This window comes from Oerskovia sp. Root918 (genome assembly GCF_001428945.1).
Taxonomy (GTDB): Bacteria; Actinomycetota; Actinomycetes; order Actinomycetales; family Cellulomonadaceae; genus Oerskovia; species Oerskovia enterophila.
This window is the reverse complement of sequence record NZ_LMJG01000016.1, coordinates 21641-37711: the sequence shown is the minus strand read 5'-3', so window position 1 is coordinate 37711 and position 16071 is coordinate 21641. Positions and strand designations below refer to the sequence as shown.

12 protein-coding genes and 1 tRNA gene are annotated in these 16071 nt (G+C 71.3%); 5 read left to right on the top strand and 8 right to left on the bottom strand.

Annotated features, from left to right (window positions below):
* Positions 1-428: 428 nt before the first annotated feature.
* Positions 429-1829: a glycosyl hydrolase family 18 protein gene (locus ASE27_RS17740; RefSeq protein WP_200955975.1), complete on the top strand. Its 1401-nt coding sequence runs from the start codon at positions 429-431 to the stop codon at positions 1827-1829.
* A gap of 133 nt (positions 1830-1962) precedes the next feature.
* Here the strand turns inward: ASE27_RS17740 and ASE27_RS17735 are convergent, their stop codons facing one another.
* The 6 genes from ASE27_RS17735 to ASE27_RS17710 all read right to left on the bottom strand — a co-directional run bounded on the left by ASE27_RS17735 (position 1963) and on the right by ASE27_RS17710 (position 7065).
* Positions 1963-4005, bottom strand: a complete 2043-nt coding sequence (locus ASE27_RS17735) for an alkaline phosphatase family protein (RefSeq protein ID WP_056653733.1) — start codon at positions 4003-4005, stop codon at positions 1963-1965.
* Positions 4006-4332: 327 nt separating this feature from the next.
* The gene (gene rplA / locus ASE27_RS17730; protein ID WP_056653730.1) at positions 4333-5049 is read right to left on the bottom strand and encodes a 50S ribosomal protein L1; all 717 of its coding nucleotides are present in this window, start codon (positions 5047-5049) and stop codon (positions 4333-4335) included.
* 125 nt (positions 5050-5174) lie between these two features.
* Positions 5175-5606 carry a 50S ribosomal protein L11 gene (gene rplK / locus ASE27_RS17725; RefSeq protein ID WP_056653726.1) on the bottom strand — a complete coding sequence of 144 codons (432 nt, stop codon included), beginning with the start codon at positions 5604-5606 and terminating at the stop codon, positions 5175-5177.
* 75 nt (positions 5607-5681) lie between these two features.
* Complete coding sequence (gene nusG / locus ASE27_RS17720) at positions 5682-6485, bottom strand: transcription termination/antitermination protein NusG (protein ID WP_056653723.1); 804 nt, start codon at positions 6483-6485, stop codon at positions 5682-5684.
* A 126-nt stretch (positions 6486-6611) separates the two neighbouring features.
* Positions 6612-6887 carry a preprotein translocase subunit SecE gene (gene secE / locus ASE27_RS17715; protein ID WP_082609106.1) on the bottom strand — a complete coding sequence of 92 codons (276 nt, stop codon included), beginning with the start codon at positions 6885-6887 and terminating at the stop codon, positions 6612-6614.
* Between the two features lie 105 nt (positions 6888-6992).
* Positions 6993-7065, bottom strand: a tRNA-Trp gene (locus ASE27_RS17710).
* A gap of 357 nt (positions 7066-7422) precedes the next feature.
* Between ASE27_RS17710 and ASE27_RS17705 the strand changes: the two genes are divergently transcribed.
* Complete coding sequence (locus ASE27_RS17705; RefSeq protein WP_056653721.1) at positions 7423-9069, top strand: AbgT family transporter; 1647 nt, start codon at positions 7423-7425, stop codon at positions 9067-9069.
* Positions 9070-9206: 137 nt separating this feature from the next.
* Here the strand turns inward: ASE27_RS17705 and ASE27_RS17700 are convergent, their stop codons facing one another.
* Together ASE27_RS17700 and ASE27_RS17695 are read right to left on the bottom strand one after the other, a co-directional pair.
* Positions 9207-10688: a M17 family metallopeptidase gene (locus ASE27_RS17700; RefSeq protein ID WP_056653718.1), complete on the bottom strand. Its 1482-nt coding sequence runs from the start codon at positions 10686-10688 to the stop codon at positions 9207-9209.
* Positions 10689-10796: 108 nt separating this feature from the next.
* Positions 10797-12641 (bottom strand): SLC13 family permease, encoded by a 1845-nt coding sequence (locus ASE27_RS17695; RefSeq protein WP_056653716.1) that lies wholly within the window; start codon positions 12639-12641, stop codon positions 10797-10799.
* 181 nt (positions 12642-12822) lie between these two features.
* Between ASE27_RS17695 and ASE27_RS17690 the strand changes: the two genes are divergently transcribed.
* The 3 genes from ASE27_RS17690 to ASE27_RS17680 are packed head-to-tail and all read left to right on the top strand — an operon-like array spanning position 12823 to position 16023.
* Entirely contained in the window at positions 12823-13842 is a 1020-nt protein-coding gene (locus ASE27_RS17690) for an ABC transporter ATP-binding protein (protein ID WP_082609105.1), read from the top strand.
* Complete coding sequence (locus tag ASE27_RS17685) at positions 13839-14693, top strand: ABC transporter permease (RefSeq protein ID WP_056653713.1); 855 nt, start codon at positions 13839-13841, stop codon at positions 14691-14693. Before ASE27_RS17690 ends, ASE27_RS17685 begins: the two co-directional genes overlap by 4 nt.
* Positions 14680-16023: a sensor histidine kinase gene (locus ASE27_RS17680; protein WP_235535487.1), complete on the top strand. Its 1344-nt coding sequence runs from the start codon at positions 14680-14682 to the stop codon at positions 16021-16023. The genes ASE27_RS17685 and ASE27_RS17680 overlap by 14 nt, the downstream gene beginning before the upstream one ends.
* Positions 16024-16071: the final 48 nt, after the last annotated feature.

Sequence of the window (16071 nt, the reverse complement as noted above, 5' to 3'; positions counted from 1 at the left end):
CCGAGTCTAGAGGTGTTCGTGCAGGTGGGACAAGCATTTCCGCCATAGCAGCACCTCCCTCCGACCCGCTCTCGCGGCACTCTCGACGGACAGGCCGACTGGTCGTCGGACCTCCTCCTGCTGGGAGAGAGGGGGGTTCGTCGCGTTTGATACACGTTCGTGAGATCTTTCCCGAACGATCTCGCCGACGCCTCGGGCGACCGCGCGGCCCCGGCCCCCGCCGCGCCGTCGGGCAGGCTCGCAGAGCCTCTACGGGTACGTGACCCGTACGGGGATCCACGTATGGACAGGGCGCAGAGAGTCGTGGAATCCCTCATCAAACGCGTGACCCAGGTCACGTACGGTCGGCCTGACCGACCACGACCGGTCCACTCCGACGGTCCCGGTGAGACGACGACGTCCCGGACCCCCTGCTAGAGGAGCTACACGTGAGAACCCTTCGCCACCCCGCCGACGGCACCCGCCGTCCGGCTCGTCTGCTCGCGGCGCTGACCGCCGCGACCGTCGCGCTCGGCGGCCTCGCGCTCGCCGGCACGAGCGCCCAGGCCGCACCGCTGCCCGCCGCCCAGCCGGCGACGGTCGCCGCCGCAGCCGCTCCCGGCCACCAGTGGCTCACGGGCTACTGGCACAACTTCAACAACGGCTCGGTCGTCATGCCGCTGAGCGACATCCCGGCTGCGTACAACCTCGTCGCGGTCGCGTTCGCCGACAACCTGACCGGCACGCCCGGTGGCATCACGTTCAACCTGTCGAGCGCCGAGCTCAACGGGTACACGGTGCCCCAGTTCAAGGCCGACATCGCCGCGATCCGGGCGCAGGGCCGCAAGGTCATCCTGTCGGTCGGCGGTGAGAAGGGGAACGTGATCGTCTCCAACGCGACCGAGGCGAAGAACTTCGCAGACACCGCGTACGGCCTGATGCAGGAGTACGGGTTCGACGGCGTCGACATCGACCTCGAGCACGGCATCAACGCGACGTACATGTCGAGCGCGCTGCACCAGCTCTCGGCCAAGGCCGGACCGAACCTCATCATCGCGATGGCACCGCAGACCATCGACTACCAGGCCACCTCGATGGGGTACTACCAGCTCACGCTCGCGATCAAGGACATCCTGACGATCGTCAACACCCAGTACTACAACTCGGGCGCCATGATGGGCTGCAACCAGCAGGTCTACAGCCAGGGCAGCATCGACTTCCTCACCTCGCTCAGCTGCATCCAGCTCGAGATGGGCCTGCGCCCCGACCAGGTCGGCATCGGCGTCCCCGCGGTCCAGGCCGCTGCCGGCGGCGGCTACCAGCCCATCGCCAACGTCATCAAGGCCGTCGACTGCCTCGAGACCGGGACGGGCTGCGGCACGTTCAAGCCAGCCACTCCGTACGGCAAGATCGGCGGCGTCATGACCTGGTCGATCAACTGGGACAAGAAGAACAACTACGCGCTCGCCACCGCGGTGGGCGCCCGCCTCGGCACCGGCTCGGGCGGCGGCGGCACCGACCCGACCGGCGGCAGCACGGGCGGCGACCCCACCGGCGGCGGCACCGACCCGACCGGCGGCAGCACGGGCGGCGACCCCACCGGCGGCAGCACCGGCGGCGACCCCACGGGCGGCAACACCGGCGGCACGGACCCGACCGGCGGGACGACGGGCGGCAGCACCGGCGGCTCGGGCACCTGCTCGGCCGCGGCGTGGGACGCCTCGAGCATCTACACCGGTGGCAACACCGTGGCGCACAACGGCCACACCTGGCAGGCCAAGTGGTGGACCCGCGGCGACGCCCCGGCACCGAGCGACTGGGGCGTGTGGAAGGACCTCGGCGCCTGCTGAGCCCCGTCCCCCGGTGACGGCGGTACCGTCACCGTGACGACCGAGCCGCCCGGCTCTCCTCCCCAGGGAAGGAGAGCCGGGCGGCTCCGTGCTGCCGGCCGCAAGGGGGCGAGCGGCAGCGCGGCGCGGGACGTCAGTCGACCGGGAAGAGCGATACCGTCAGCGTCGCTCCGTAGGAGCCGGGAGCGGTGTCGGCCGGCAGCTCGAGAGCGAGGTCGGCCGTGACGTCGCTCGTGCCCTTGCGGCCGATCGCGTCGGCCCCCGCGAGGGTCTGCGGCGTCGACAGCCCCGCTCCCCCGGCCTGCGCCGAGGAGATGCGCTGCCCAGCGGTCACGCCCGGCTTGTCGACGACCAGGCGCGGTGCCCAGCCGAGCCGGTCAGCGCCGAACGTCGTCGACCCCGCCGAGAACGCGGTCGACTGGCCCGAGACGGCCCAGCCCGCAGCGTCACGACGCGTGTCCGAGACGCTCACGACGGGCAGCGCCGCGGTGTACGCCAGGTGGTCACCGTCGAGCCCGCCCGCGAGCCGCACGGGCGCGCCGTCGCCCGCGACGGTCATCGAGAGCTTGCCCTCGGTCACGACCTCCTCCACGACGGCCTCGAGCGCGATGCCCTCGGCACCCGCGGGGTCGGTCTCGCCCTGCGCCGCGAACCGCACCTGGTCGAGAGCCCAGAACCAGTCGTTCGTGCCGCTGTAGTGGAAGCGGTACTGCGCGGTCCTCGCCCCGGCCGGGACGTCGGTGACGATCGCGCGCTTCCCGTTGTCGCTCGCGGGGAACGAGGCCACCTGGACCGGGGCGGCGCCGTCGAAGCTCACGAGGACCTCCGCGACCTGCACGCGGTCATGACGGTACGAGTGCTCGAAAGTCAGCACTGCCTGCTCCTTGCCCGCGACCGCGTAGTCGGGCGTGACGAGCGTCGAGTCGAACTTCCCCGCGCCGTGGGCCTTGTCGTCCCACTCGTCCGAGTCGGCGACCGCGATCACGTCGCGCCCACGCGTGAAGTTCTCCCGCGCCTGGCCCGCCTCGGCCGCCGACCAGAATGTCTGGGTCGTGAACGACCAACCGCGCCACTCGGTCACGCCACCCGACGGCATGGCCGAGTTGTCGACGCTCCAGCCCGTCGGGGGCGTCGTCGTGAAGCCGAGCGTGCCGGCCGGGATGCCCGTCTCGTCGACCCGGGCCGAGAGCGCGGGGCGCAGGGAGTCGAAGTCGTCGGAGACGTCGTCGCCGATCGGGGTGCCGTCGAGCCCCCACGCAGGGTCCACCGCGACACCGGCCTGCCGCATGACCGTCGGCGCGATGTCGGTGATCGCGAGGTTCTCCTGGCGACCGCGCGGCTCGATGTCGTCGCCCGCGGCGATGACGAACGTCGCGCGCTCGGTCTGCGCCCGGCCGCCGTGCCCGCCCTTCGGCAGGTGGCCGTGGTCGGCCGTCACGATGATGTTCCAGCTCTCGGCCCCCCGCGTGGGCCGCGCGTCGACCGCGGCGAGGATGCGGCCGATGCGTGCGTCCTGGACCTCGAGCTCGGCGGCGTACTGGGCCGCGTCCGCGCCGTGGCTGTGACCGGCGCCGTCGATGTCGTCGAGGTGGAGGAACGCCACGTCGGGGTTCTGCGTCCCGAGGTAGGTGATCGCGGCCTGCTCGGTCTTGACGTCCGAGCCCGTCGCGATGCGCAGGTCGATCCCGTCGGAGACGATGTCGCCGTTGCTCGCCGACGACGTGATCGGGGCCCAGGTCGAGGCCGCGAACGTCGCGATGCTCGGGTCGACCTGCTCGAGGCGATCGAGGAAGCTCGGGTACTGCGCGTAGTTCTTGCCCGCGAAGGTGTTGTCGCGGACGTTGTGCTTGTCCGTCCACACGCCCGTGAGGATCGTCGACCAGCCCGCGCCGGACACCGTCTGGGCGCCGCGCTGGCTCACCTCGGGGGCGTCGCTCGTGGCGTACAGGAGGCTGTGACCCGAGGTCCCGCGCTGCATGAGCGCGTGGAGGGTGGGGGTCGAGGCGGCCTCGATCTTGTCGAGGCGAGCACCGTCGAGCCCGATCACGAGGGTCTTGTCCGTACGAGTTCCCTGCAGGACGGGGGCTTCGCCGTCGGCGGCGAAGGCGGCGGCCGGGACGAGGAACGTCCCTGCTGCCAGCGACCCGGCGAGTGCCAGGTGTGCGATCTTGCGCATGTCCAACCCTTCAGTCGTCATGGTGCACGTCATGGATGCGGTGTCCGGACGAGCCGCGAGACTCACTTGTCCAGACAGGCCTCACTCTGACCGCGCCAGGCAGACCAGGGATGAACCGGGACGATCGGGGCCGTGAACGTCTGCGTCGTGCGGGCCGCGATTCGGTCCACCCGCTGCACATACCAGACATTTCAACAGGCCCGACGACGGCACGCAGCACCGCACGGACCGGCACCTCGGACACCGTCCCGCCCGACGACGAAAAGACCGACGGCGCCCCTCCCCGTGAGGGGAGAGACGCCGTCGGTCAGGAAGAGGACGGGCTGATCAGGCCGCGTCGTCCTCGAGGAGCTTCGTCGCCTTGGACGGGTCCACGGGGATGCCGGGGCCCATCGTCGTCGAGAGCGTCGCCTTGCTGATGTAGCGGCCCTTGGAGGAGGACGGCTTCAGACGCAGGACCTCTTCGATCGCTGCTGCGTAGTTCTCCACGAGCGCCTTCTCGTCGAACGAGACCTTGCCGATGATGAAGTGGAGGTTCGAGTGCTTGTCGACGCGGAACTCGATCTTTCCGCCCTTGATGTCCTCGACGGCCTTCGCGACATCCATGGTCACGGTGCCGGTCTTCGGGTTCGGCATCAGACCACGGGGGCCGAGGACCTTACCGAGGCGACCGACCTTGCCCATGAGGTCGGGCGTCGCGACAGCGGAGTCGAAGTCCGTGTAGCCGGCGGCGACCTTCTCGATGAGCTCGTCGCCACCGACGATGTCGGCGCCGGCTGCACGAGCCTGCTCCGCCTTCTCGCCGTTCGCGAAGACCAGGACGCGGGCGGTCTTACCGGTGCCGTGAGGCAGGTTGACCGTTCCACGAACCATCTGGTCCGCCTTGCGGGGGTCGACACCGAGACGGAACGCGACCTCGACGGTCGCGTCGTACTTGGTGGGCGACGTCTCCTTGGCGAGACGAACCGCCTGGAGCGGGGTGTAGAGCTCGTCGCGGTCGATCTTCTCCGCGGCGGCGCGGTATGCCTTGCTGCGCGTTGCCATCTGCTTCTCCTTGTCGAGCAGTCGTGGTCTACGGATCCGCGCGGACCCTGCCACTGCCTGCCGGTCGAGGACCGGCGGGCTCATGAAAAATGAGGTTCAGCCCGGAGGCTGGGGGTGGAGCTGGGTCAGCCCTCGACCGTGATGCCCATGGAGCGAGCGGTGCCCGCGATGATGAGCGATGCAGCGTCGAGGTCGTTCGCGTTGAGGTCCTCGAGCTTGGTCTGAGCGATCTCGCGCACCTGGGCGGAGGTCAGCTTCGCGACCTTGACCGTGTGCGGGGTGGGCGAACCCTTGTCCACGCCGGCGGCCTTCTTGATGAGCTCGGCTGCCGGGGGGGTCTTGGTGATGAAGGTGAACGAGCGGTCCTCGTAGACCGTGATCTCCACGGGGATGACGTTGCCGCGCTGCGACTCGGTCGCCGCGTTGTACGCCTTGCAGAACTCCATGATGTTGACGCCGTGCTGACCGAGCGCGGGGCCGATCGGCGGGGCGGGGGTTGCTGCACCGGCCTGGATCTGGAGCTTGATCAGCCCAGAGACCTTCTTCTTGGGAGGCATGAGATTCCGTGCTTTCTGTGTCTGGGCCGACGCCGTGGGCGATGACCCGGTTGCAGGTGCTGCCGTCGAGCAGGATCAGATCTTGGCGACCTGGTTGAACGACAGCTCGACCGGGGTCTCCCGGCCGAAGATGGAGACGAGGACCTTGAGCTTCTGGCCCTCGGCGTTGATCTCGGAGATCGTCGCGGGGAGCGTGTCGAACGGACCGTCCGTGACGGTGACCGACTCGCCGACCTGGAAGTCGACCTCGAAGGGGGCCTTGGCCGACGCGGCGGGCTTGCCGGCCTCGGCCTTGGGCTCGATCGTCGGGGCGAGCATCGAGAAGACCTCGTCGAGCGTCAGCGGCACCGGCTGGTGGGTGTGGCCCACGAAGCCCGTGACACCGGGCGTGTGACGCACGGCGCCCCACGACTCGTCGGTCAGGTCCATGCGGACCAGGACGTAGCCGGGGATGCGGACGCGACGGACGATCTTCTTCTGCGCGTTCTTGATCTCCGCGACCTCTTCCATGGGGACTTCGATTTGGAAGATGTAGTCCTCCATGTTCAGGCTCTGGATGCGGTTCTCCAGGTTGGCCTTCACACGGTTCTCGTAGCCCGCGTAGGAGTGGATCACGAACCAGTCGCCCGGCTTGGTGCGCAGGTCCTTCTTGAACTCCTCGACCGGGTCGAGGTCGTCGAGGATGTCGCCGTCCTCGTCGACACGGGGCTCGTCGTCGGCCTCGGCCGGCTCCTCGTCCGTCTCGGTGTCCAGCTCTTCGTCGTCCGCCTCGACCTCGTCGATGGCAGCCTCGGGTGCGTCGAGCTCGACCTCGGCGCCTTCGGCGACGGGCTCGGTGGGATCGACGTTCTCCGCCTGGTCCAGCGACTCCTGGGACACGAACGAACCTGCTTTCTACTGACTACTCGAACATGCTATTGACGGGACCGCTCACGGTCCTCGCGCTCCGGGCGCGTACTCGTGCGGTGCCGCGAGATGCTCGCGGCACGAGGCGCCCTCCGGGAATCAGTCCCCGAAGACCCACAGGACGGCCTTGCCGATCCCGAGGTCGAGCACCGTCACGAACGCCATGACCACGGCCACGAAGACGAGGACGACGGTGGTGTAGGTGATCAGCTCGGAACGAGTGGGGGTGACGACCTTCTTGAGCTCGGCGATCACCTGGCGGACGAACAGGGCGATCCGCGAGAAGATGTTGCCCTTCTTCGCGTCGCCCTTGTTCTTGTCACCGCCGGCGCGCACGCCTTCAGCACCCAGCGCCTCTGATGGCGATTCGCTCACTGTTCATCCCCACTACGTGACGTTGAAACCGAAACCGATGCTGACCTTTCGTGGTGTAACCCGTTACCGGACTACGCGCACGCCCCCGAGGAGGACGACGCCTTGCAGGGCAGACAGGGCTCGAACCTGCAACCTGCGGTTTTGGAGACCGCTGCGCTACCAATTGCGCCACTGCCCTTCGTGATCGATGCCACCCCGCGAACCTACCCAGAAGGCAGAGATCATCGGGTGGGCACCTGCCACCGAAGGAATACTGTACGCGAACCGAGCGCCGTGGTCGAACCGGCCCTCGTCACGTCCCGTCGGAGACCGTCCGGCCCCACCGGGTGACCGCCCGCGAGGCACCCCTCGGCACCCGCTCGCGACCGTCCTTCAGGACCCACGCTAGACGACGGCCCGCAGATCTCACCCGCTCGTCCGGCATTCGATCGCCCGCTCCCGGTGATTCACCCCACATCCACACGATCTCCTCGCAATACTTACCCCCGAGTCCTCGCGCACCCCGCACGAGGCGATCGGGACATGAGAGGGCGACATGTCGGAAGCCGCGGTCGTACGACGCACCCCCCTCGAGCGCATGCTCGACGGGATCGAGCGGGTGGGGAACAAGGTCCCGCACCCCGCCATCATCTTCCTGGGCCTCATCGCCCTCATCATCGTGCTCTCGCACGCGTTCTACCTCGCCGGGACCTCGGTCACGTTCGACCAGGCGCAGGTCGCCGAGCAGGTCGAGCCGAGCGGCGAGGAGCTCATCGGGGACGCGCCCTACCAGAGCGAAGACCCCCATGTGGAGCAGGTCACGGTCTCGGTCGAGTCGCTCCTGAGCGCCGACGGGATCCGGTTCATCTTCACGTCGCCCGTCGAGAACTTCAACGGGTTCGGCGTCGTCGGCGTGATCGTGGTCGCCATGATCGGCGTGGGCCTCGCCGAGGAGGTCGGCCTGATCGGCGCCTTCATCAAGCGCCTCGTCAAGGTCACGCCGGCGCGCTTCATCACGCTCATCGTGGTGTTCCTCGGCGTGCTGTCCTCGATCGCGACCGACGCGGGCTACCTGGTCCTCATCCCGCTGGCGGCCGCGGTGTTCCACACGCTCGGCCGACATCCGCTCGCGGGTCTGGCAGCGGCGTTCGCGGGCGTGGGCGGCGGGTTCGGCGTGAACCTGCTCATCACCCCGATCGACGGCATGCTCGCCGAGATCACCAACGAGTCGATCGCGGACCCCGCGCAGCACGTCTCGATCACGGGCAACCTCTACTTCTCGATCGTCTCGACCATCGTGGTGACCCTGGTCGCGACGCTCGTGACCGAGAAGTTCGTCGAGCCCCGCCTGGGCACCTACCGGGAGGACGAGGCCCCCGCGGCCGACGACCACGACTCTGGCGGGGCGGCCGCCGCCGCCCCCTCGGGCGAGCTGACCGCCGCGGAGAAGCGTGGGCTCAAGTGGTCCGGGTTCGGCCTGATCGGCGTCACCGCGTTCATCCTGCTGCTGACGCTCCCGTCCTGGGGGCCGCTGCGCAACCCCGAGACGGGCAGCCTCATCGAGGGCTCGCCCCTCATGGGCAGCATCATCTTCCTGATCCTGATCTACTTCTTCGTCATGGGCCTGTGCTACGGCAAGGGTGCCGGGACGATCAAGAACAGCATGGACGTCATCAACCCCATGACGAAGACGATCGCGGGCCTGTCCGGGCTGATCTTCCTGCTGCTGATCATCAGCCAGTTCATCGCCTACTTCAACTACTCGAACCTGGGCACGGTCGCGGCCGTGAACATGGCCGACGCCCTCGAGCAGGCGAACCTCGGGACGGTCCCGCTCATCATCGGCCTCATCGCGATGACGGCCGTGATCGACATCTTCATCGGCGGTGTGGTGCCGAAGTGGGCGATCTTCGCCCCGATCTTCGTGCCGCTGTTCATCCAGCTCGGCATCTCGCCCGACCTCGCGGTCGCGGCCTACCGCGTGGGCGACTCGCCGATCAACGTCGCGACCCCGCTCATGCCGTACTTCGCGCTCATCGTGATCTTCGCGGAGCGGTACCGCAAGAAGGTCGGCGTGGGCTCGATCATCTCGCTCATGCTGCCGTACACCGTCGCGCTGCTGCTCGTGTGGACCGCGCTGCTCGTGGGCTGGTACCTGCTGGGTCTGCCGCTCGGCCCGGGGGCGGAGATCTACCTGCAGTGAGGTGGGGCCCGACGGCGGAGCGTGCGTCGTCGGGCCCGCGTCACCCCGCGCCGGGTCCTCCCGGGCGACGCGAGGAGGACATGACGAGAGGCCGGGCGCCCGCAGTGCGGGCGCCCGGCCTCTCCTGTGCACAGGACCTACGCGACCGGGACCGTGAACGCGCCCGCGAGCTCGGCGAGCAGGCGCGCCCCGAAGCCCGTGGCGCCCTTGGTCCAGACCGCGTCGTCGGAGTCCGACTTCATGGTGCCGGCGATGTCGAGGTGGGCCCACGACACGTCGCCCGCCCACTCCGCGAGGAACAGCGCTGCGGTGATGGCCCCCGCGAACTCGCCGCCCAGGTTCTTGATGTCCGCGACGTCCGAGTCGAGCTGGGGCCGGTAGCGGTGCTCGAGCGGGAGGCGCCAGATGCGCTCGTCGGTCGCGGCCGACGCCGACTCGACCTGGGCGGCCAGCGCGTCGTCGTTGCCGAGCAGCGCGGCCCGCGCCGTGCCGAGCGCCGCGAGCGCCGCGCCCGTGAGGGTCGCGATGTCGACGATCGCGTCGACGCCGTCCTCGACCGCGAGCGCGATCGCGTCGGCCATGACCAGTCGGCCCTCGGCGTCGGTGTTGACGACCTCGATCGTGCGGCCGCTGCGCGTCGTGAGGACGTCGCCCAGCTTGGTCGCGCTGCCCGAGGGCATGTTGTCGGTGCACGCGAGGTACGCCGTGACGGTCGTGCCCACGCCCAGGTCCTTGAGCACCGAGAGGGCAGCGAGCGCCGCCCCCGCCCCGGACATGTCCATCTTCATGGCCGCGTGCATCGCGTTCGAGGGCTTGAGGCTGATGCCGCCCGAGTCGTAGGTGATGCCCTTGCCGACGAACGCGAGGTGCCCCTCGCCACCGCGGTACGTCAGCTTGACCAGACGGGGCTCGACGACGCTGCCCGCGTTGACCCCGAGGATGCCGCCGCACCCCATCTCCGTCAGCGCGGCCTTGTCGAAGACCTCGACCTCGAGGCCGCTCGCGGCCCCCAGGCGCACCGCGACGTCGGCCAGGTCGGGGGCCGTGAGGTAGCCCGCCGGGGTGTTCGCGAGGTCGCGCGAGACGAGCGCCGCGCGGGCCAGGACCAGGCCCCGCCGGGCACCCGCGAGCGCCTCGGCCGCGTCCCCGTCCGTGAGCAGGACGATGCCCGTGACCGGGACCGTCGCGGGCTCGGTGCGGAGCTGGTCGTAGCGGTAGCGCCCCAGCAGGACGCCCTCGACGACCGCGCTCGCGACCTCGGCGAGGTCGAGGCCCTCGGTGCCCGCGAGCGAGAGCGTCACCACCGTGTCGCGCGCGACGGCCCGGGCGTGGTGGGCCGCGGCGTCACGGATCGCGGCGGTGTCGAGCCGGCCGGCCGGTCCGGCGCCGACAGCGACCACGTCGGCCCCTGCGGAGGGGCGGGCGAGGGTCTGCCCCGCACGCCCCGTGAAGCCCCAGCGGGCGAGCTCGTCGCGGTCGGCGCCGATCGCGGCCGGGACGTCGCCGTCCGAGGTCACCAGGACCCCGGTCGTGGCCCCTGCCGGCGCTGCGTCGACGGACACCTCGACGGCGCGTACGGCGGTGTCGGACGGGATCGGGTCGAAGGGTGCGTCACCCATGGCGTGCTCCATCTCTCGGGCCGCGGCCGGGGCCGGGGCTGGTGCAGTGCGGTGTGGTGCAGTGCGGGACGTGCGGTGCGGGTTGGTGCAGGACGTGCCGGGCGAGCCCTACGGCCGCCAGATCAGGGGGACGAGGAACACCGCGACCAGCAGGTAGACCCCGAGCACGGGCAGGCCGAGCTTCCAGTAGTCGCCGAACCGGTAGCCGCCGGGTTCCATGACCATCATGTTGCCGGGCGTCGCGACGGGCGTCAGGAGCGCCGCGGCGGACGCGACCGCGACGCACATCACGAGCGGCACGGGCGAGATCCCGAGCTCGAGCGCGACCGACCCTGCGATGGGGATCATGACCAGGGCCGTGGCCATGTTGCTGATGAGCTGCCCGAGCACCGCGCACAGCACGAAGATGCCGAGCAGCAGGAGCGTCAGCCCTCCCCCGCCGACCACGTCGATCAGCGCCGTCGCGACGATCTCCGCGGCGCCGGTCTGCGTGATCGCGGTCGAGAGCGGGATCATGCCCGCCACGAGGATCACGGTCGTGAGCGAGATCGAACGCTGCGCCTGGCGCGTCGTGACGACGCGCAGCAGGATCATCGCGATCGCGGCCCCCACGGCGGTGACCGCAGCCGGCAGCACGTCCGTCGCGAGCGCGGCCACCATGAGCACGAGCACCACGATCGCCGGCACGGCCCGGCGCCCGAGCGGCGCGGCCTGGCGGCGGATCGAGTCCGGGGTGTCGACCACGAGGACGTCGGGGTCGTCGGTGTGGCGGTCGAGCGCGTCCCACGGCCCCTGGAGGAGCACCGCGTCGCCCGCGCGCAGCGTGACCTCGTGGTCGCGCGGGTCGGCCGCGGGCCGGTTCTCCCCCTCGTCGGTGGCCGGGTCGAGGACCTCCCCGAGCCGCTTCACGGCCAGGACCACGAGCTCGCCCGAGTCCGTGACCATGCCCGGGAAGACGCGCTCGCCGATCAGGCCCGAGCGCGGGCGCACGATGACCTCGGCGACCCCGTGCTCGCGGGACACGAGCCCGCAGGTGACGTCCTCGCCGTCGGGCCCCGTGGGGGCGACCAGGCCGCTGGCGGCCGCGAACCCGTCGATCCCCCTGCGGCCGCCGCGCACCACGAGCTGACCGCCCGCCGCAACCTCCGACGCGGGCCGACCCGACCGGTCCTGCACCGCGACCGCGTGCACCGAACGGTCGCCCGTGTCGATCGCGTCGGCCGCGACCCCGACGAGTGGTGAGCCCACGGGCACGGCGAGGCGCGCGATGCTGCCGGACGGAGCGTAGTCGCGCAGCAGGTCCGCGGGCAGGCCCGTCAGGTCGCGCGAGAGCGAGCGCGCGCTGCGGTGCGGCAGCAGGCGCGGACCCCACAGCACGCAGACCAGGATCGTCCCCGCGAGCAGCGGGACGCCCACCAGCGCGAACTCGAAGAACCCCAGGCCCGTGCCTGTCTCCTCGAGGGCCGTCGCCGAGACGATCACGTTGACGGGCGTGCCCGTCAGCATGAGGAGCGACCCGGCGTGCGCACCGAACGCGAGGGGCATGAGGAGCTGCGAGGGCGAGCGGCCGAGCCGCGTCGAGAGGACCACGACCATGGGGAACAGCGCCGCGACCGCGCCGTTGGGCGTGACGAGCGCGGACAGCACCGCCGAGAGCACCAGCATGAGCACCATGAGCCGGGCGGGGCTCGTCCCCGCCCGGTCGATCAGCTGCTGGCCCGCCCACGCCGTGATGCCTGCGGCGTCGAGCGCCTCGGCGACCACGAACAGCGCTGCGATGAGGATCACGGTCGGGGTGCCGAAGCCCGCGAGCGACTCCTCGACCGTGAGGACGCCCGTGAGGTAGAGCGAGAGCGCGACCGCGAGCGCCACGACACCGACCGGCAGCCTGTTCCACACGAAGAGGACCACCGCTGCGCCCAGGACGGTCAGCGTGATCGCGGCGTCGCTCATGCGGCTGACAGTAGTGGACCCCTGGCGGGCCATCGCGGCGGACATCCCGTCACCGTGGGTGAGTCTTCCGGTCACCCCCCGGCGGGCGTGCCCGTCACCGCCCGCGTCCACCGACCGGTGGACCCCGCGTCCCCCCGACCGGTCGTCGCGGCGAGCCCCACGCTCACGCCAGGCTGGAGCCATGAGCACAGACAGGACTCCTCCCCGAGCAGGCACGAGCTCCCCGGCCATCGAGGTCCGCGGGCTCACCAAGCGCTACACGCAGGGCAGCGGCGCAGGCAGCACCGTGAAGCAGGCGGTCGACGGGCTGGACCTCACGGTCGAGCGCGGCGAGATCTTCGCGGTCCTCGGCCCCAACGGCGCAGGCAAGACCACGACGGTCGAGATCCTCGAGGGCTTCCGCAAGCGCGACGGCGGGCAGGTCCAGGTCCTCGGCGAGGACCCCGCGCTCGCGGGGCGCGCGTGGCGCAGCCGGATCGGCGTCGTGCTCCAGGACTCGCGCGACCAGGCCGAGCTCACGGTGCGCGAGCTCGTGCGCCACTTCGCGACGTTCTACCCGGCCCCGCGCGACCCCGAGGAGGTGATCACCGCCGTCGGGCTGCAGGAGAAGGCGTCGACGCGTGCCCGCCAGCTCTCGGGCGGCCAGCGGCGCCGCCTCGACGTCGCGCTCGGGATCGTGGGCGACCCCGAGCTGCTGTTCCTCGACGAACCCACGACCGGGTTCGACCCGCAGGCCCGCCGCAGCTTCTGGGACCTCGTCCTGGCCCTGCGCGCGAGCGGCACCACGATCCTCCTGACGACCCACTACCTCGACGAGGCCGCGCACCTGGCCGACCGCGCCGCCGTCGTACGCGACGGGAAGGTCGTCGCCCTCGGGGCGCCGGGCGACCTGGGCGGGCCGGGTGCGCTGCGCCCCGTCGTGCAGTGGGTGTCCGACGGCGTCACGCACGTCGAGCGCACCGACCACCCGACCGCGCTGGTCGCCTCGCTCGCGGCACGCCTGGCCGGACCCGACGGCGAGGTGCCGGGCCTGCGCGTGCTCCAGCCGAGCCTCGAGGACGTGTACCTCGAGCTCATCGGGGCCGTACCGGCGGCCCCGTCCGCAGACCCGTCCGCCACCTCGTCGGCAGCCGCGCCGCCCGGGCTCCCGCCGACCTCCGCCGTCCCGTCCGCACCCGTCGCCGAGGAGGCCACCCGATGAGCACCCAGACCGCCCCCGCACCAGCCCCCCACGCCCGGCGCGCGCTGCCCGGCACCCTGCGCACGGGGCTGCGGCGGACCTGGATCGAGATGCTCGCGTTCCTGCGCGAGCGCGACGCGGTCATCTTCATCCTGGCCTACCCGCTCATCATGATGGCGATCTTCGCGACGGTGTTCGGGCAGCAGGAACAAGGGAACGCCACGGACTCCGTGCCGTTCACGCAGTACTTCCTGCCCGGCATGGTCGCCACGGGTGTCATGCTCACGAGCTTCCAGAACCTCGCGATCTCGATCGCGGTCGAGCGCGACGACGGCACGCTCAAGCGCCTGCGCGCGACGCCGCTGCCGGCGACCTCGTACTTCCTGGGAAAGATCTGCCAGGTCCTGATCGCCGTGACCGTGCAGACCGCCGCGCTGCTGCTGCTCGCCGCCACGGCGTTCGACGTCCCGATGCCGACCACCGCCTCGGCCTGGGGGACGTTCGCCTGGGTGTTCGTGCTCGGTACCGCGACGGGCTCGGTGCTGGGCGTCGCGTTCTCCTCGGTGCCCCGCTCCGGGAAGTCCGCGAGCGCCGTCGTGACGCCCGTGGTGCTGGTGCTGCAGTTCATCTCGGGCGTGTTCTTCGCGTTCTTCGCGCTGCCGTCGTGGATGCAGCAGGTCGCGTCGGTCTTCCCGCTGAAGTGGCTCGCGCAGGGCATGCGCTCGGTGTTCCTGCCGGCAGAGGCCGAGGCCCTCGAGGTGGGCGGGTCGTGGCAGCACGGTGCCACGGCTGCTGTACTGGTCGCATGGCTCGTGGTGGGACTCGTGGTGGGGGTGCGGACGTTCCGGTGGCGGCGTCGTGACGACGGCTGACGGCCACGCCCCCGACGAGGCCGGGACGGTGCAGGACTCGCAGGCCGCCCAGATCGACGGCACGTGGGAGCGCGACGTGCGCTGGTGGGACGTGGCGTTCTACGTCATCGTCGTCCTCAGCGCGCTCGCGCTGCTCACCGCCGACGTCCGCGGCACGGCGCTCGTCGTCTCGCTCGCGGCCGTCGGGGTCATCCTCGTCGGGTACGTCGGCTGGGGGCGGCGCGCCGCGCGGACGCGCAACCAGGTGGCCGCGCACGTCTACCTCGTCGTGGCGATCGCGTGCACGCTCGTGGTCGTGGGTCAGGACGCGCTGGGCACGCTCCTGCTGTTCGCGGTGTTCACGCAGATCTGGATGCTCTCGGAACGCCTGTGGACGCAGGTCGTGCTGTGCGTCGTGCTCGCGGCGGGCACGGCGCTCGCGCTCGCGTTCGACCCGACGACAGGCCGGGTCGGGGTGGCCGAGCTCGCGAGCACGGCACCGCAGATGGGCGTCGCGCTGGCGTTCGCGCTCAGCCTCGGGCTGTGGACCGCGCACACCATGCGGCAGGCCGAGCGGCACGCGCGGCTCGTCGACGAGCTGCGCGCGACCCAGGCCGAGCTCGCGCGCTCGCACCACGAGGCGGGCGTGCTCGCGGAGCGCGAGCGTGTCGCCCAGGAGATCCACGACACGCTCGCCCAGGGGTTCACGAGCGTGGTGATGCTCGCGCAGGCCGCGAGCGCCGACCTCGACCGGTCGGCCCCCGACGCAGCGCGCGAGCGGCTCGCGCTCGTCGAGTCGACCGCGCGCGACAACCTCGCCGAGGCGCGGGCCCTGGTCGCCGCGGCCGCGCCCGCCCCGCTCCAGGTGGGCACGCTCGGCCAGGCGCTGCGCCGCCTCGCCGACCGCTTCACGGACGAGACCGGCACGCACGTCGACCTCGAGGTCGCGGACGTGCTCGGGCTGTCGAGCGCCGAGGAGGTGGTCCTGCTGCGGTCCGCGCAGGAGGCCCTGGCCAACGTGCGCCGCCACGCGGCGGCGAGCGCCGTCGTCGTCTCCCTGGTGCCCGGTGGCCCTGCGGGTGCCGGCTTCCCGGGGTCCGGTGACGGGCCCGACGGCGCCGCGGTCGTCCTCGAGGTCGTCGACGACGGTCGCGGGCTCGGCCCGGGCGTCGTGGAAGGGTTCGGCCTGCGCGGCATGCGCGAGCGCGTCGCGGCGAGCGGCGGCGAGGTCACCGTGCACGGGACGCCCGGGGGCGGGACGAGCGTGCGCGTCGAGCTGCCCGTGCCGGGACGGCCCCCCGCGCCTGTTACGTCCCCCGCCGCCACCCCTGCCCCCCGGAGCACCTCGTGACCACTTCCTCGCCCGCCACCTCCCCCCAGGTCCGCGTCCTCGTGGTCG